14 protein-coding genes are annotated in these 16,305 nt (G+C 66.1%); 3 read left to right on the top strand and 11 right to left on the bottom strand.

Translation table 11 applies throughout. From position 1 onward, the window contains the following. Positions 1-25: 25 nt before the first annotated feature. From leuB to LQ564_RS06015, 6 genes are all read right to left on the bottom strand, one after another. Positions 26-1,096, bottom strand: coding sequence for a 3-isopropylmalate dehydrogenase (gene leuB / locus LQ564_RS06040; RefSeq protein ID WP_231057168.1), 1,071 nt, complete (start codon positions 1,094-1,096; stop codon positions 26-28). Positions 1,097-1,112: 16 nt separating this feature from the next. Beyond that, positions 1,113-1,760, bottom strand: coding sequence for a 3-isopropylmalate dehydratase small subunit (leuD, locus tag LQ564_RS06035; protein ID WP_231057167.1), 648 nt, complete (start codon positions 1,758-1,760; stop codon positions 1,113-1,115). Positions 1,761-1,786: 26 nt separating this feature from the next. Further along, a complete protein-coding gene (locus LQ564_RS06030; RefSeq protein ID WP_231057166.1) occupies positions 1,787-1,909 on the bottom strand; it encodes an entericidin A/B family lipoprotein in 123 nt (40 codons plus the stop codon). 27 nt (positions 1,910-1,936) lie between these two features. After that, entirely contained in the window at positions 1,937-3,337 is a 1,401-nt protein-coding gene (gene leuC, locus LQ564_RS06025; RefSeq protein WP_231057165.1) for a 3-isopropylmalate dehydratase large subunit, read from the bottom strand. 255 nt (positions 3,338-3,592) lie between these two features. Further along, on the bottom strand, positions 3,593-5,497 hold the full coding sequence (locus tag LQ564_RS06020; RefSeq protein ID WP_231057164.1) for a chemotaxis protein CheA: 1,905 nt from the start codon (positions 5,495-5,497) through the stop codon (positions 3,593-3,595). Then, entirely contained in the window at positions 5,497-6,351 is an 855-nt protein-coding gene (locus LQ564_RS06015) for a protein phosphatase CheZ (protein WP_231057163.1), read from the bottom strand. The genes LQ564_RS06020 and LQ564_RS06015 overlap by 1 nt, the downstream gene beginning before the upstream one ends. 390 nt (positions 6,352-6,741) lie before the next feature. Between LQ564_RS06015 and LQ564_RS06010 the strand changes: the two genes are divergently transcribed. From LQ564_RS06010 to LQ564_RS06000, 3 genes are all read left to right on the top strand, one after another. After that, positions 6,742-7,209, top strand: a complete 468-nt coding sequence (locus LQ564_RS06010; RefSeq protein ID WP_231057162.1) for a universal stress protein — start codon at positions 6,742-6,744, stop codon at positions 7,207-7,209. 82 nt (positions 7,210-7,291) lie between these two features. After that, positions 7,292-7,936, top strand: a complete 645-nt coding sequence (locus tag LQ564_RS06005; protein WP_231057161.1) for a response regulator — start codon at positions 7,292-7,294, stop codon at positions 7,934-7,936. Between the two features lie 410 nt (positions 7,937-8,346). Continuing rightward, the gene (locus tag LQ564_RS06000) at positions 8,347-9,141 is read left to right on the top strand and encodes a Crp/Fnr family transcriptional regulator (protein WP_231057377.1); all 795 of its coding nucleotides are present in this window, start codon (positions 8,347-8,349) and stop codon (positions 9,139-9,141) included. Between the two features lie 200 nt (positions 9,142-9,341). Here the strand turns inward: LQ564_RS06000 and LQ564_RS05995 are convergent, their stop codons facing one another. The 5 genes from LQ564_RS05995 to LQ564_RS05975 form a co-directional block, all read right to left on the bottom strand. Then, positions 9,342-10,397 (bottom strand): glycine zipper 2TM domain-containing protein, encoded by a 1,056-nt coding sequence (locus LQ564_RS05995; protein ID WP_231057160.1) that lies wholly within the window; start codon positions 10,395-10,397, stop codon positions 9,342-9,344. A gap of 97 nt (positions 10,398-10,494) precedes the next feature. Further along, positions 10,495-11,154 (bottom strand): ligase-associated DNA damage response endonuclease PdeM, encoded by a 660-nt coding sequence (gene pdeM / locus LQ564_RS05990; RefSeq protein ID WP_231057159.1) that lies wholly within the window; start codon positions 11,152-11,154, stop codon positions 10,495-10,497. Further along, on the bottom strand, positions 11,151-13,610 hold the full coding sequence (locus LQ564_RS05985; protein ID WP_231057158.1) for a ligase-associated DNA damage response DEXH box helicase: 2,460 nt from the start codon (positions 13,608-13,610) through the stop codon (positions 11,151-11,153). Before LQ564_RS05985 ends, pdeM begins: the two co-directional genes overlap by 4 nt. Further along, positions 13,607-15,241: an ATP-dependent DNA ligase gene (locus LQ564_RS05980; RefSeq protein WP_231057157.1), complete on the bottom strand. Its 1,635-nt coding sequence runs from the start codon at positions 15,239-15,241 to the stop codon at positions 13,607-13,609. The genes LQ564_RS05985 and LQ564_RS05980 overlap by 4 nt, the downstream gene beginning before the upstream one ends. Further along, on the bottom strand, positions 15,234-16,301 hold the full coding sequence (locus LQ564_RS05975; RefSeq protein ID WP_231057156.1) for a ligase-associated DNA damage response exonuclease: 1,068 nt from the start codon (positions 16,299-16,301) through the stop codon (positions 15,234-15,236). Before LQ564_RS05975 ends, LQ564_RS05980 begins: the two co-directional genes overlap by 8 nt. Positions 16,302-16,305 lie beyond the last annotated feature (4 nt).

Raw genomic sequence — 16,305 nt, 5'->3', positions numbered from 1 at the left:
GTTTAAAAATATTCTTTATAACGTCTCAGCCGAGCGCCGCGACGACAGCGTCGCCCATTTCTTTCGTGCCGACCTTGGTAGAGCCCGGCTCGTGGATGTCCGGGGTGCGCAGCCCTTGCGCCAGCACGCGCTTGACCGCGGTCTCGATGCGGTCCGCCTGTTCCGTCTTGCCGAAGGTGAAGCGCAGCATCATCGCGGCGGACAGGATGGTCGCCAGCGGATTGGCCACGCCCTTGCCGGCGATGTCCGGCGCCGATCCGTGCGAGGGCTCATACAGGCCCTTGTTGTTGGCATCGAGCGAAGCCGACGGCAGCATGCCGATCGAGCCGGTCAGCATCGCGGCGGCATCCGACAGGATATCGCCGAACATATTACCAGTGACGAGGACATCGAACTTCTTCGGGGCCCGCACCAGCTGCATGGCCGCGTTATCGACGTACATGTGCTCGAGCTCGACGTCCTGGTATTCCTTGTGCACGCTTGTAACGACGTCGCGCCAGAACTGGAAGGTCTCCAGCACATTGGCCTTGTCGACGCTGGTCACGCGGCGGTCGCGCTTGCGTGCGGCCTGGAAGGCCACGTGGGCAATGCGGCGGATCTCGCCTTCGGCGTAGCGCATGGTGTCGAAGCCTTCGCGCTGGCCCGCGAACGGGCCGTCGGGGCATTCGCGCACGCCGCGCGGCTTGCCGAAATAGATGTCGCCGGTGAGTTCGCGGATGATCAGGATGTCGAGGCCCGACACCACTTCGGGTTTGAGCGTCGAGGCGCCGGCCAGTTCCGGATAGAGGATGGCCGGACGCAGGTTGGCGAACAGGCCCAGTTCCTTGCGCAAGCCGAGGATGGCCTGCTCGGGACGCAGGGCGCGCTCGAGCGTGTCGTACTGGTAGTCGCCGACGGCGCCGAACAGCACGGCGTCCGCTTCCTTGGCCAGCTTCAGGGTGCCCTCGGGCAGCGGGTGGCCGTGGGCCGCATAGCCGGCGCCGCCGACCTGGGCCATCTCCATCTCGAAGGAGTCGCCCAGCGCGCTCAGGACCTTGACGGCTTCGTGCGTGATTTCCGGACCGATGCCGTCACCCGGCAGGACTGCAATCTTCATGCGTGTTCTTTCTCTTTCAGATCGTGTTGGCGAGCCAGGGCTGGGCAGCCAGGTGCCGTCCTTCGAATGCGCGGATGTCGTCGGCGTGGCGCAGGGTCAGGCCGATGTCGTCCAGGCCGTTCAGCAGGCAGTACTTGCGGAAGTCGTCGATGGCGAAGCCGTAGGAGATGCCGCCGTCTTCGGACGCGATGCGCTGCTGTTCCAGGTCGACCACCAGCTTGAAGCCGGGGTTCGCCTCGACCGCCTTGAACAGGCCGTCGACCGCTTCTTCGCTCAGCACGATCGGCAGCAAGCCGCTCTTGTAGCAGTTGTTGAAGAAGATGTCGGCGAAGCTCGGCGCGACGATGGCGCGAAAGCCGTACTGCTGCAGCGCCCACGGCGCATGCTCGCGCGAGGAACCGCAGCCGAAGTTCTTGCGGGCCAGCAGGATCGACGCGCCGGTGTAGCGCGGCTGGTTCAGCACGAAGTCCGGGTTCACGGGGCGGCCGCTATTGTCCTGGCCCGGCTCGCCGTGGTCCAGGTAGCGCCACTCGTCGAATAGATTCGGGCCGAAGCCGGTGCGGCGGATCGATTTCAGGAACTGCTTGGGGATGATGGCGTCGGTGTCGACATTGGCGCGGTCGAGCGGCGCCACCAGGCCTGCGTGTACGGTAAATTTGTCCATGATCGTTCCGCGTCCTTATTGATCGTTTATTTGCCGCCGGCGCCGGTGATGACCTGGCCGGCCTTCTGCACGTCGCGGCCGATGCCGGAGATGGTGTTGCAGCCGCTCAGGACGATGGCGGCGAGTGCGATGACGAATGCTTTCTTCATGATGTTCCGTGATTCCGTATAAATGATTTACAAGGCGCGCACGTCGACGAAGCGGCCGGCGATGCCCGCCGCCGCCGCCATGGCCGGCGAGACCAGATGGGTGCGGCCGCCCTGCCCTTGCCGTCCCTCGAAGTTGCGGTTCGAGGTCGAGGCGCAGCGCTCGCCCGGTTCCAGGCGGTCGGCGTTCATAGCCAGGCACATCGAACAGCCCGGCTCGCGCCATTCGAAGCCGGCATCCTTGAAGATGCGGTCCAGCCCTTCGCGCTCGGCCTGCTCCTTCACCAGACCCGAACCCGGCACCACCATCGCCAGCTTGACGTTGGCGGCGCGCCGGCGCCCGCGCACGACGTCGGCGGCGGCGCGCAAGTCTTCGATGCGCGAGTTGGTGCAGGAACCGATGAAGACCTTGTCGATGGCAATCTGCTCGATCGGCGTGTTCGGCTGCAGGTCCATATAGGCCAGCGCCTTTTCGATGGCGCCGCGGCGCACGGCGTCCGGCTCGGCCGCAGGGTCAGGCACGCGGCCGTCGACCGAGGTCACCATCTCGGGCGAGGTTCCCCAGGTGACTTGGGGGCGGATCTCCGACGCGTCGAGCGTGACGACGGTGTCGAACACGGCGCCTTCGTCCGAATGCAGGGTGCGCCAGTAGGCGACCGCCTGCTCCCATTGCTCGCCCTTGGGCGAGAACGGGCGGCCCTTCACATACTCGATGGTGGTGTCGTCCACCGCCACCATGCCGGCGCGCGCGCCCGCCTCGATCGCCATATTACAGACCGTCATGCGGCCTTCCATCGACAGCGCGCGGATGGTCGAGCCGCCGAATTCGATGGCGTAGCCGGTGCCGCCCGCGGTGCCGATCTGGCCGATCACGGCCAGCACGATATCCTTGGCGGTGACGCCCGGCGGCAGCGCGCCGTCGACCTGCACCAGCATCGATTTCGATTTCTTGGCCAGCAGGGTCTGCGTGGCCAGCACGTGCTCGACTTCCGAGGTGCCGATGCCGTGCGCCAGGCAGCCAAAGGCGCCGTGGGTGGACGTGTGCGAATCGCCGCAGACCACCGTCATGCCCGGCAGGGTCGCGCCCTGCTCCGGGCCGATCACGTGGACGATGCCCTGGCGCTTGTCGTTCATGTCGAAATAGGTCAGCCCGAAGCCCTTGGCATTGGCGTCCAGCGTCTCGACCTGCAGGCGCGAGGTGGGATCCGCGATGCCCTGGGCGCGGTCGGTGGTCGGCACGTTGTGGTCGGCCACGGCCAGGTTGCTTGATGTCCGCCATAGTCCCCGGCCGGCCTCGCGTAGCCCTTCGAAGGCTTGCGGGCTGGTGACTTCGTGCACCAGGTGGCGGTCGATGTAGAGGACGGTGGTGCCATCGGCGTCGGCACGCACGACATGGGAATCCCAAAGTTTGTCGTAGAGCGTTTTTTGCATGGTCTATCCAGTGAACGCGCCCTGCTCATGCGAGGACGGTTTTTGATTATGCCATAATTGTGCACTGCCGCACCAAGAGGGGGAGACGCATTTTTCTGCCAAGGACGCTAAATTCATGCAAATATTATTTGCATATGCAACTATATATGCAAATAAAAAAAGCCTGAGCGGGAAAGCTCAGGCTTTTGTTTGCGTTTTTATGACACGATGGCGCGGCATTCGCATGCCGCAGCGCGTCACGCGCTATTCACACGCTCACGCGGCGAGACGCACGTTCGAGCGGCAGCCATCCATCAGGAAGGACAGGCCGACCACCAGCACCAGCTCGCCCTCGGCCGAACGCGCGGTGCCGGTGATGCCTTCCACCGACAGCGCCGTCATCGGCTTGATCACCAGGTCGGCGGTGCCGTCGACTGCCGCCACCGCCAGGATGTAGGGCTGCGGCGCGTTGACGACGATGCCGACGCGCTCTGAGCAGGCTTCGTAGCCCAGCGCCAGGGCCAGCGAGCGCACCGGCAGCGGGCGTCCCTGGTCCTTCAGCACCGGGGCGCCGCCCACGCACTGGAACTCTTCCGGCAGCTCGACCACGCGCTCGACCACGGCCATCGGCAGCGCCAGCTGGGCGCCCGAGGTCGAGACCAGCATGGTCGGCACGATCGACAGCTCGATCGGCAGGCGGATCGCGAACTTGGTGCCGTGGCCGAGCGAGGAGTCGATGCGGATCGCGCCGCGGTTCTTCTCGACCGCGGTCTTGACCACGTCCATGCCGACGCCGCGGCCCGAGACCGACGACGCCACTTCCTTGGTCGAGAAGCCCGGCAGGAACACCAGCTGGTAGGCGTCGTCGTCGTTGGGGGCGCCGTTCTCGCCGATCAGGCCCTTGTCGATCGCCTTCTTGCGCAGCTTGATCGGGTCCATGCCCTTGCCGTCGTCCTGCAGCACGATCATGACGCTGTTCGCTTCCTGCCAGGCTTTCAGCAGGATGAAGGCCTTGGCCGGCTTGCCGGCGGCGACGCGTTCTTCCGGCGACTCGACGCCGTGGTCCAATGCGTTCCTCAGCATGTGCACCAGCGGGTCGTACAGGCTGTCCACCACGACGCGGTCGACTTCGGTCTCGGCGCCTTCGATGGTCAGCTCGACGTCCTTGCCGAGGTCCTTGGCCAGCTCGCGCACCAGGCGCGGGAACTTCTGGAACAGGCGGCCGACCGGCTGCATGCGGGTCGCCAGCGTGGCGCGCTGCAGTTCGGCCGAGTAGCGCGAGGCGCGTTCCAGGGTCTCGGTCAGCGTCGCCATCAGGGCGGCGGCGGGACCTTCGAACTTGAACTGCTGCAGGCGCTCGAGCAGCACGGCGGCCTGGTTGGCGGCCTGCACCGATTCGCCGGCCACTTCCAGCAGCGCGTCCAGCTTGACCGCATCGATACGGATGCTTTCGTCCTTGGCCGGCGCGGCGGCGGCGCGGGCGTCGGCGACCTTGTCGTTGCCGCGGCGTTCGACACCGTCCCAGCCATTCGGCTTCGCGGCCGGCGCGGCTTCGGCCGGCGCTGCAGCAACTGGTGCGGCAGCTGGCGCGCCAGCCGGTGCGGCGACCGCCGCCAGCACGACCGGCGCGGCGGCGATGGCGGAGCCTTCCGGCACCACGGCGTTGTACATGCCGACCCAGTCCAGGCCATCCTCGCTCGCAGCGGGAGCCGCGGCGACGGGCGCCACGACCGCAACCGGGGCGGCGGCGACGGGCGCCGGTGCAGCGGCCGCCGCTGCCGGTGCGCTCGGCGCGCCCTTGCCTTCGATCGCGTCGGTCAGGATGCGCTCGAGGGCGGCCGGCATCTGCGCCAGGCCTTCCGGCGGGGTGCCGTTGTTCAGGTCATTCAATTGGTCGGCCACGAAGCCCGAAGCTTCCAGCGCCGCCTCGATCGCCAGCGGCGTGACCGGCGCCTGGCCGGTGCGCAGGGCGTCGAACAGGTTCTCGGTCAGGTGGCAGGCCGCGACCAGCGCGGGCAGGCCCATGAAGCCGGCGCCACCCTTGATCGTGTGGAAGGACCGGAACACCGCATTGAGCGTTTCCTTGTTGTCCGGATCGCGTTCGAGGCGCAGCAAATGTTCTTCAACATTCACCGCAAGGTCCATCGCCTCGACGACGAAGTCCTTGAGCATATCGTCCATTAGAACCCCAGATCGGCCAGAAGATCGTCAACGTTGGTTTGGTCCAGTGCCGCTTCCGGCACCGACGGGCCCTGCATCAGCGGCGCGGCGGCGGGCGGCGCGTCCTTCTTGGCCAGTTTTTCCTTCAGCTCGGCCGGCGCGTTGTCGCGCAGCAGCTGGGCCAGTTCGGATTCGACCGTCTGGGTGATCTTGACCACCTTCTTGATCAGCTGGCCGGTGATGTCCTGGAAGTCCTGCGCCATCATGATCTCGAGCAGGCGCGCCTTCTCGGCTTCGGTGGCGACGTTGACGGCGGCCGCGAACTGGCGCGAATCGCCGGCCAGGGCCTTGAATTCGTCCAGGCTCAGCTTGCCCGAGAACAGGTCGCTCCAGCGGGTTTCCATGTCCTTGGCCTGCTTCGACAGCAGGTCCTGGGCCGGCATGCCCTCGTCCAGGGTGTTCAGCACCTTGTTGGCGGCCTGTTCGGTCAGGGTGGCGACGTATTCCAGGCGGTCCTGGGCGTCGACGATGGCCGAGGAAGCTTCGGTCAGCGCCTTGTCGTAGCCGAGTTCGCGCAGCGAATCGTGCAGCAGGCGGACGATGCCGCCGAGGCGTTCGAACATGCCGTGTTCGCCGTCGCCGGCGGCGGCGGGCGCTGCGGCGGCGGGTGCGACCGCGGCCACGGCGGGAGCTGCCGCCACCACCGGTGCGGCGGAGGCCGACACCTGGTCGAACAGCGACTCGAGGTCGTCTTCATCGGCGGCAGCGGCGGCCGGCTCCGGGGCCGGCGCGGGCGCCGGGGCGGCGGGGGCACTGGCGCGCTGCGCCGCCACTTCCTCGAATAGTGCGTCGAAATCGTCAGCGGCGTCGGTCATAATCCCTGCTTCTCCATGATGTATAAGTTCGCAATCAGCGTGTGCAATTCGGTCGGTCCTGCGTCCCATCCGCATCGTTCGAACGCGTTAAAAGATGGTAAGAGTCTGCACGCGAGTGTATCAGCGTGGTTGCCGTAGGTAAATCTCGGAGACAGAGACGCAACAAAATGGACAAGAAAACTTAATTCCGCGACAATGAAAACGTGCTGTTCCTGAATATTTACACAAGGGAGGTGTTGTTTTTCGTTACGCATCGGCTGCTGCAGCGGCGTTCACGGGACCTCGACGCTGCGGGCTGACGTTTGATCGAACTCAACTGCTTGCGTTCTCGCAATCGCCGCCGCGTCCAGTACGCTTCAGAATGACGTGGCCATAGGAGGAGTCATCATCATGTACCGCAAAATCCTGATCACCACCGACGGCTCGGCCGTATCGCAGCATACGGCTTGCGCCGGCGTCAAATTCGCGCAACAGATGGGCGCCGAGGTGCTCGCCCTGTTTGTCGCCCCCGATTACCAGTATCCCGTGTACGTGGAAATCATTCCCCCCTCCTATCCCAGCGAAGAAGAATACATCGCGCAGATGCGCCGCCTGGGCGAGGAATACATGGGCAAGATCATGCGCTCCTGCGGCGCCGCCGGCCTCCGGCACCAGTGCATGACGGCGTTTTCCGATACCGCCGCCCTCAAGATCGTCGACGTGGCCGAGCAGGAAGGCTGCGACCTGATCTTCATGGGCTCGCATGGGCGCAGCGGCTGGGGCCAGTTGCTGCTGGGCAGCGTGACCAACAAGGTGCTGTCGCACACGACCCGGCCGGTGCTGGTGCACCGCCTGATCAGCGAGCCGGACGCTGCCTGAGCGATATAAAAAGTACAAGACAGGACTGATCGTGGCTATACTAGCCTGATCGGGTCAGCGCCGCTTTCATGGAAGGATGATCATGATTCGCATTGTCATAGCCGACGACCACACCATCATGCGCGAAGGCCTCAAGCGCATCCTCGACGGCGCGCCGGACATCGAGATCGCCGGCGAGGCGACCAATGGCTTCGAGGTATTGGCCCAGGTGCGCCAGGGCGGCTTCGACCTGCTGTTGCTCGACTTGTCGATGCCGGGCCGCAGCGGCGTCGACCTGATCCGCCAGGTGCGCAGCGAAGCGCCCAAGCTGGCCATCCTTATCCTCACCATGCATGAGGAAGAACAATACGCGGTGCGCGCCATCCGGGCAGGCGCCCAGGGCTACCTGACCAAGGAGAGCGCGGGCACCCAGCTGGTGGGGGCGATCCGCAAGGTGGCGTCGGGGCGCCCTTATATCAGTACCGAAGTGGCCGAACAGCTGGCGCTGAACATCATGGCGCCGAACGAGCAACTGTTGCATAAACAGCTGTCCGACCGTGAGTTTGAGGTTTTTTCGCTACTCGTCAGTGGCAAATCCATCACAGAGATCGCGAACGGCCTGCATTTGTCGGTGAAAACCGTCAGCACCCACAAGACCCGCATCATGCAGAAGATGGGCATGACTTCGCTGTCGGAAATGGTGCAGTATGCCGTCGCGCACCGCCTGCTGGCGCCGATGAAGGCTTAACCGTATTAGACAGGCGGGCCGGCCCTTGGTGCGGGCCCGCCACAGCAGTTTTCCTGCCTCTGCCGCCCGCTCCCCCCGGCGGATTACTCCCCCGTCTCCCTTCTCTCCCTCTGGCGCCAAGCCCGCCGGTCAGATTATTCCTACAAGCCTAGCAACCGTCCTACCTACATATTCAGCAATGGCTGATATTCGTGCCGAACTCGTGTTGGCATACTGAATTCACCGTTTCGACTTGCTTGCGATCCAAGTCCCAGCGTGAGCAAGCCGACAGCGGGGTTCGCCTCCACAGAGCCGGCAGCAAGCATTGCCCCGTGGTCGCCGCCTAAACCATGAGTCTTTCACTGGAGATGAGCATGCAGTCCCAGCCAACAGAACAACGCAACGTCACCCAGCCGACCCTGCACTCGCCCATGGAAGCCGGCCGCCAGCGCCAGGGACGTCTCTGGTCCAACCTCAAGGAAGTGTGCGACCTGCTGCGCATTCCCGCCAGCGTCTCGGTCACTTCGGAAGAACTGCTGTTCCAGCACGTGCAATTCAAGACCGGCCAGCGCGTCCACACCATCGGCCAGGCCTTCGACACCCTGTACATCGTCAACTCCGGCTTCCTCAAGACCGTGCTCATCGACGAGTTCGGCAACGAACAGGTGCTGAGCTTCCCGATGAAGGGCGACATGCTGGGCGTGGACGGCATCCACACCCGCCACTACGCCTCGGAAGCCGTGGCCCTGTCCGACTGCGACCTGATCCTGCTGCCGTTCAAGAAGCTCACCGCCCTGGGCCGCGTGCATGCCGAGCTCGAGAACATGATGTACGGCGTCATGAGCCGCGAACTGGTGCGCGAGCAGACCATGATTGGCATGCTCGGCGCCCTCTCCGCCGAAGCGCGCGTGGCCCGCTTCCTGGTCTCGCTGGCCGACCGCTTCGCCGCCATGGGCTATTCCAGCAAGCTGTTCAACCTGCGCATGACGCGCCACGAGATCGGCAGCTACCTGGGCCTGACCCTGGAAACGGTCAGCCGCACCTTGTCGGCCTTTAACGAGATCGGGCTGATCACGGTCGACCAGCGCACCATCGGCATCAAGGATGCCGAAGCGCTCAAGACCCTGCGCCGCCTGCCGCCGTCACGTTCGCGCACCAAGGGTGCGGCGAAGCAGAAGGCGGAGTCGGAGCAGCCGGGGGATGATCAGGTGTTGGCGACCGCCTGACAGCATCACCTTTTAAATGAAGAGGCCGGAGATCCTTGCAGACGCCGGCCTCTTCTATATGTAGGGTGGGCGGCGGACCGCCCACCCTACGAGTGTGTGAAAAATTCGTCTATGGCTGCGTTGCCTCGTCTCGCCGTACGAGTGTACTGTCTTCGACTCGGCGCCTTGCCATAGCCGTTTTTTCACACCCTCTACGATGTTTACTGGTCGCGGGTGAGAACGCCGTTGCTGACACGCACGCGATCGCCCTGGCGGAAACCGGGATCGTTGTCATACTGGAGCGTTTGGGTGGCGCCACTGGTCGAATACCGCACCACGACTTCGTACCGCTGTTCCTTGTTCATATTGCGCTGGATATTGCGCCCAGCCAGGCCACCCGCCACCGCACCGGCCACGGTCGCCGCGGTCCGGCCACTGCCGCTCCCAACCTGGCTGCCCAGCAAACCACCCACGACGGCCCCACCCGCCGTGCCCAGGTAGTTGCCATTTCCCGACACTTCGATCACGTTGACCCCTTCGACCACCGCGCAGTTGGTGCAATAGCGGGCCTGGCGCGGGGCGTCGGCGCGGCCGCCGGACTGCAGCGGACGGTTCAGCACCGAGGTCACGCTGCGGCCGTCGGCGCGCAGGGTCGCGGTCACGCGGCTGCCCGGATCGATGCGGTCGGCGTTGCGGATGGTATAGATCGCTTCGTACTCGCCCGGACGCACTTCCGGCAGGAAGAACACGCCGCGGGCGCCGGCGATCGCGACCTCGACCCGCGCGCCGGGCGTGCCGGCGACCATGAAGCGCAGCTCGTTGCCCGGGCCGAGCTCGGGGCTGCCCTGCACGTCGAAGCGGTCCACCCGCGCCTGCGTTGCCAGTTGACCACGCTGCGAGCGCGGCGCGTTGGTGGCCAGCAGCGATTCGCGCAGCAGGCTCGTCGCCACCTGGTTACCCTGGCGCAGGTTGGCGGTCACGCCGCTTTCCGGGCGGATGCGGTCGTGGGTGCCGATGGTGTAGGTGCCGGAATACTGGCCGGGCTCGACTTCCGTCATGTTCAGGTTGCGGGTTGCGCCATCGATGCGCAAGGTGGCGACGCCGCCCGGGCTGCCGTACATGTCGAAATGCAGCTCGACGCCCGGGCTCAGGCGGCGCACTTCTTCCACATTGAAACCATTGATCACCGGCGCGTAGTTGCGCCCCTGGTAGGCGTGGGCCGGTCCGAAGGCCACGAGGGCGGCGAACACGGCGAATAAAAACTTGCGGAACAACATGGCGTTTCCTCCATGAGCGATGGCGGCCGCTGGGCCGAAGGCGGTTGGTTTTATGTCATTACAAAACTTACGCCTCGGCACAAATGGAGTCAGTACGCTAACGTACGCAGTGGACAGCGTCCCCTGACGTCACATAGATGCTGTCGCCCGGCTCGGGCTTGAGCGCATGGCCGCCGGTGAAGGCGCCGAAGGATGGCAGGATCATGCGCTCGCTTCCCACCACGAAGCACGGCAGGCGCAGCGCGTCGAAGCGGGTAGCCAGCACGTAGACCGGGTGGATGTGGCCGGCCAGCGCATAGCCCGGCGTGTCGAGGTCCGGATGGTGGCAGAAGGCGAACGGTCCCACCATGTGCGGCTCGTCCACCAGCGCGATGCCGAGCGCCGCCGCCGGGTCGCCCGCATGCTTGTCGTGGTTGCCGCGCACCAGCGTCAACCGCAGGTCGCGCCGGCGTTCGCGCCAGGCCAGCATGGCCTGCTGGGTCGCGCTGGCATGGGCCGCGCGCGCATGCAGGAAGTCGCCGAGGAAGACGATGTGCTGTGCGCCATGGGCATCGACCAGGGCGTCGAGCCCTTCCAGGTTTTCGGTCGTGGTCCCGCGCGGCACCGGCACGCCGAGCGCGCGGAAGGCCGCCGCCTTGCCGAAGTGGATGTCGGCCACGATCAGCATCTTCTCGGCCGGCCAGTACAGGGCTTTCTCGGGCAGCAGCAAGACCGTCTCGCCGGCCACGCGCACTGCCACGCTCGTGCTTCCACTCATGCAGCCGCCGCCTTTTCCAGTTCCCGCACCATGCGCGCCACCCGGTCCGACAGCTTCTCGGTGCTGACCTTTTCGCGGAAGCGCTCGACCATCAGCGCGAAGCCGAAGGGCGTGGCGCGCTTGACTTCGCGGAAGGCGATGCGCCGGCCATGCAGCTCGTCCAGCGTTTCGCGCAGGCGCGTCAGTTCCAGCTCCTGCTCCAGCACCTCGCGCTGGGCCTGCGTGAGCAGCAGGTTGCCGCTGTCGTGCTTGCGGAAGACTTCGAAGAACAGGCTCGATGAGGCCTGCAGCTGGCGGTTCGACTTCGGCTGGCCCGGATAGCCCTGGAACACCAGCCCGGCGATGCGCGCCACTTCGCGGAAGCGCTGCTGCGACAGCTGGGTCGCATTCAGGCTGCCCAGCACGTCTTCCAGCAGGCAGTCGGTGCTGAACAGGTCGACGTCCGCGCCGGTCGCGCCTTCGAACATCCGCGCCCAGTCGACCGGCTCGGGCGTGAGCAGCTCGAAGCCGTAGTCGTTGACGGCGATCGAGAAGGTCGACGGCTGCATGCGCCCGATCCGCCAGGCGAACAGCGAGGCCAGGCCGGTGTGCACCGAGCGTCCCGCGAAGGCGAACACGAACAGGTGCCAGCCTTCGCGGCTCTTCATGCTTTCCAGGACCAGGGTCTCGCTGGTCGGCAGCGCGGACCAGCGGCACTGGATCTCGATCAGCGGCCGGATCGCCTGCATTTCCGGGCTGTCGTAGATGCCCTGTGCGGCAAGCCGCAGCTCCTCCAGCGCCGCATGCGCCAGTTCGGAGGACATCGGCATCTTGGCCCCGCCCCAGCGCGCGATCGCGCCGCGGTTCGTGTTCGCGCGCTTCACAAAGGCGGTCATCTCGTGCACGCGCACGAATTCCAGGATGCGCCCGCCGAACAGGAAGTGGTCGCCCGGCTTCATGCGCGAGATGAAGGATTCCTCGACGCTGCCGATGCGTCCCCCACTCATGTACTTCACCGAGATGGTCGAATCGGACACGATGGTGCCGATGCCCATGCGGTGCCGGCGCCCGATCGTCGCATCCGGCACCCGGTAGACGCCCTCCTCGTCCGGCAGCACGCGCCGGTATTCCGGATAGGCCAGCAGGCTCTGGCCGCCGCGCGCGACGAAGTCGATCGCCCACTGCCATTCTTCCTCGTCGAGGTGGCGATAGGACCAGGCGCTTTTCACTTCCTCGTATAGCTCCTTCGAAATGAAGCCGCCGCCCAGCGCCACCGTCACCAAGTGCTGCACCAGCACGTCGAAGGGTTTGTTGGGCACGTAGCGCCCCTCGATGCGGCGCGCCGCCACCGCCTTCTTGGCGCCGGCCGCTTCCAGCAGTTCCAGGCTGTTGGTCGGCACCAGGGTCACGCGCGAGACCCGCCCCGGCGCGTGGCCGCTGCGCCCGGCCCGCTGCAGCAGGCGCGCGATGCCCTTGGCGCTGCCGACCTGCAGCACGCGCTCCACCGGCAAAAAATCCACGCCCAGGTCGAGGCTCGCGGTGCAGATCACCGCCTTCAGCTCGCCCTTCTTCAGCCCCATCTCGACCCACTCGCGCACCTCGCGGTCGAGCGAGCCGTGGTGCAGCGCGATCACGCCGGCCCAGTCGGGACGTTCATCGAGGATGTTCTGGTACCAGATCTCGGACTGCGCGCGCGTGTTGGTGAACACCAGCGTCGCGTCGTAGTGCTCGATCTCCTTGATCACGGGCCCCAGCATCTGCAGGCCCATGTGCCCGCCCCAGGGGAAGCGCGCGACGTTCTCCGGAATCAGGCAATCGACCTGGATCTGCTTCTTCATGTCGCCTTCGACCAGCACGCCATGGTCGCCGCCCAGCAGCACCTGGCGCGCCAGGTCCAGGTTGCCCATGGTGGCCGACACGCCCCAGATCAGCAGCTCGGGACGCCAGTGGCGCAATCTCGCCAGCGCCAGCTGCACCTGCACGCCGCGCTTGCTGCCCATCAGCTCGTGCCACTCGTCGATGACGATCATGTCGAGATGCTTGAACTGCTCGGCGCCCGCGGCATGGCTGAGCATCAGGCTCAGGCTCTCGGGCGTGGTGACGAGGGTGGACGGCATCTTGCGGGTCTGGCGCGCGCGCTCGGCCGAACTGGTGTCGCCGGTGCGGGCGCCGACCTGCCACTCGGGCATCAGCTCGGCGGCCGTCGCCTCCAGCGCGCGCATGGTGTCGGCCGCGAGTGCGCGCATCGGCGTGATCCACAGCACGCGCAGGCCGGCGGTGTGGCGCGCCTTCTTCAGGCCGGTGCGCTGCAGGGCCGCGAACCAGACGGCGAAGGTCTTGCCGGCGCCGGTGTTCGCGTGCAGCAGGCCGGACTCGCCCTTCAGGGCCGCCTTCCACACATTGCGCTGGAAGGGAAAGACCTTCCAGCCTTTTTGCGCGAACCAGGCGTCGATGCGTTCGGTGACCGGATTGCTCATGGGCTCGCGGCGGCCAGCAGGCCTTTCAGGGTATCGAGCGTATCGGCTTCCTCGACCGGCTTGTCGAAGCGGCGCCGCAGGATGCGCGGGAAGCGCACCGCGATGCCGGCCTTATGGCGGGTCGACAGGGCGATGCCCTCGAAGCCGATCTCGAACACCATGGTCGGCTTCACCGAGCGCACCGGCCCGAACTTCTCGATCGTGGTCTTGCGCACGGCATTGTCGACCTGGGCGATCTCGGCGTCGGTGAGACCCGAATAGGCTTTCGCGAAGGGCACCAGCTTGCGCTCTTCTCCCTCGCCGTCCCACACGGCGAAGGTGTAGTCGGTGTAGAGCGAAGCGCGCCGCCCGCTGCCGGCCTGGGCGTAGATCAGCACCGCGTCCACCGTATACGGGTCGATCTTCCATTTCCACCAGGTGCCGACGTCCTTGGTGCGTCCCACGCCGTATTGCGCGCTGCGCGCTTTCAGCATCATGCCCTCGACGCCGCGCATGCGCGACTCTTCACGCAAGATGGCCAGCTCATCCCAGCTGTCGGCCCTGATCACGGGCGAGACCTTCAGTTGCGGCGAATCGATGGCCGCAACTTCCGTCTCCATCAGCGCGCGCCGCTCGTGCTGGGGCAGCGCGCGCAGGTCGACGCCGTCGAACTCCAGCAGGTCGTAGCAGCACAGCACCGCCGGCAGCTCGCCCAGGATCTTCGGGCCAAGCGTCTTGCGGCCGATGCGCTTCTGCAGGTCGGCGAAGGGCGCGGGTGCATCGCAGCCGGGCTGCCAGATCAGCACCTCGCCGTCGAGCACCGTCCCTTCCGGGATGCGCAGATTGGCCAGCTCCGGGAAGCGCTCGGTGATCAGGTCCTCGCCGCGCGACCATAGATAATTCTGGCCGCCGCGCCGCACCAGCTGGGCGCGGATGCCGTCGTACTTCCATTCCACCTGCCAGTCGTCGACTTCACCCAGCGCTGCCGGATCGCCCTGCAGCTGGTGCGCCAGGAAGAAGGGATAGGGCTGGCCGCCGCGCAGCTTGTGCTCCTCATCCGACTGCTCGGCGATCAGCTGCAGAAAGCTGGCGGCGGTCGGCCGCACGGAATTGTCGGTCCAGCCCATCAGGCGCTGGGCGATCAACTTGCTGTCCACGGCGGCGATCGCCGCCAGCGCGCGCGTGACGAGCAGGCGCGAGACGCCGACGCGGAAGCCCCCGCCGATGAGTTTCACGAACAGGAAGCGCTCGCGCCAGTCGAGTTCATCCCAGGCCGCATATAGGGCCTCGCGGATGGTGCCCGGGTCCGCGCCGCGCAGGGGGCCGATCCGCCCTTCCATCCATTGCGCCAGGCCGACGTCGCTGCGGCTCGAGGGCGGCGGCAGGATGTGGGCGATGGTCTCGGCCATGTCGCCCACCGCGTGGTAGGACTCGTCGAACAGCCATTCGTCCAGGCCCGCATACTCGATCGCGTACTGGCGCAGCAGCTTGGTCGGCACCGCCTGGCGCGGCTTGCCGCCGGCCAGGAAGTAGACGGCCCAGGCGGCGTTCTCGGGCGCGGCCTTCGAAAAATACGTTTGCAGGGCGTCGAGCTTGCGGGTGGTGGAAGTGGTCTCGTCGAGCTCCGCGTACAGGCGGGCGAATTCACGCATCGGGCTCTCCCGCAGCCGCCTCCTGGTGGGCTTCCTTCGACGCCGCCGCGCCCGCGGGCGGCAGGGCTTCGTCCTCTTCCTCGTCGCCGTATTCGGTATCGAAACCTTTCGCATCGAGCCCGTTCTGGCACAGCCAGCGCACCATGGTCGGAATCGAGCCGTGGGTGACGATGATCTGCTCGGCCTCGGTGGCCTTGATGGCGCTCATCAGGCCGGGCCAGTCGGCGTGGTCGGACAGCACGAAGCCGCGGTCGACGCCACGGCGCCGGCGCGCGCCGCGCAGCAGCATCCAGCCGCTGGCGAAGGAATCGCTGTAGTCGCCGAAGCGCTTCATCCAGGGCGAGCCGCTTGCCGACGGTGGCGCGATCACGATGGCGCGCCGCAGGGCCGCCTTCTCGATCTCGCTGACCATCACGGTTTCCGGCAGCGCCACGCCTTCGGCACGGTAGACGCGGTTCAAGGGCTCGACCGCGCCGTGGCAGACGATCGGCCCGATCGACGGATCCAGGCGAGAGAGGATGCGTTGCGCCTTGCCGAAGGAGTAGGCAAACACCACGCTGCAACGGCCCTCATCCGCATTGCGGCGCCACCAGGCGTTCATCTCGTCGATGACTTGTTCCTCGGGTTCCCAGCGGTAGATCGGCAGGCCGAAGGTCGATTCGGTGATGAAGGTGTCGCAGCGCACCGGCTCGAAGGGCGCGCAGGTTTTGTCCGGCTCGACCTTGTAGTCGCCAGATGCCACCCACACCTCGCCGCCGCACTCCATGCGGATTTGGGCGGAACCGAGTACGTGGCCGGCCGGATGCAGCGAGATGGCGACGCCGTTGTGCGTGACCGTCTCGCCGTAGGCGAGGCCGTCGATGTGGATGTCGCTGCCGAGGCGCGCTTTCAGCACGTTGACGCTCGATTCGGCCGACAGGTAGTGGCCGTGCCCATAGCGCGCATGGTCGCCGTGGGCATGGGTGATCACGGCGCGGTCGACCGGCTTCCACGGGTCGATGTAGAACCCGCCGGGAACACAATACAAGCCTTCCTTCCTGACGACGACCATGTCCCCCATGCGG

This window comes from Massilia phyllostachyos, assembly GCF_021044825.1.
In the GTDB taxonomy this organism is placed as follows: domain Bacteria; phylum Pseudomonadota; class Gammaproteobacteria; order Burkholderiales; family Burkholderiaceae_D; genus Telluria; species Telluria phyllostachyos.
Note: the sequence above shows the minus strand (reverse complement) of the source record. Positions and strands in the feature narration are given on the sequence as shown.

Coding starts and splice junctions, on each gene's coding strand:
- leuB (WP_231057168.1), bottom strand. CDS start 1,096: ATGAAGATTGCAGTCCTGCCGGGTGACGGCATCGGTCCGGAAATCACG.
- leuD (WP_231057167.1), bottom strand. CDS start 1,760: ATGGACAAATTTACCGTACACGCAGGCCTGGTGGCGCCGCTCGACCGC.
- LQ564_RS06030 (WP_231057166.1), bottom strand. CDS start 1,909: ATGAAGAAAGCATTCGTCATCGCACTCGCCGCCATCGTCCTGAGCGGC.
- leuC (WP_231057165.1), bottom strand. CDS start 3,337: ATGCAAAAAACGCTCTACGACAAACTTTGGGATTCCCATGTCGTGCGT.
- LQ564_RS06020 (WP_231057164.1), bottom strand. CDS start 5,497: ATGGACGATATGCTCAAGGACTTCGTCGTCGAGGCGATGGACCTTGCG.
- LQ564_RS06015 (WP_231057163.1), bottom strand. CDS start 6,351: ATGACCGACGCCGCTGACGATTTCGACGCACTATTCGAGGAAGTGGCG.
- LQ564_RS06010 (WP_231057162.1), top strand. CDS start 6,742: ATGTACCGCAAAATCCTGATCACCACCGACGGCTCGGCCGTATCGCAG.
- LQ564_RS06005 (WP_231057161.1), top strand. CDS start 7,292: ATGATTCGCATTGTCATAGCCGACGACCACACCATCATGCGCGAAGGC.
- LQ564_RS06000 (WP_231057377.1), top strand. CDS start 8,347: ATGGAAGCCGGCCGCCAGCGCCAGGGACGTCTCTGGTCCAACCTCAAG.
- LQ564_RS05995 (WP_231057160.1), bottom strand. CDS start 10,397: ATGTTGTTCCGCAAGTTTTTATTCGCCGTGTTCGCCGCCCTCGTGGCC.
- pdeM (WP_231057159.1), bottom strand. CDS start 11,154: ATGAGTGGAAGCACGAGCGTGGCAGTGCGCGTGGCCGGCGAGACGGTC.
- LQ564_RS05985 (WP_231057158.1), bottom strand. CDS start 13,610: ATGAGCAATCCGGTCACCGAACGCATCGACGCCTGGTTCGCGCAAAAA.
- LQ564_RS05980 (WP_231057157.1), bottom strand. CDS start 15,241: ATGCGTGAATTCGCCCGCCTGTACGCGGAGCTCGACGAGACCACTTCC.
- LQ564_RS05975 (WP_231057156.1), bottom strand. CDS start 16,301: ATGGGGGACATGGTCGTCGTCAGGAAGGAAGGCTTGTATTGTGTTCCC.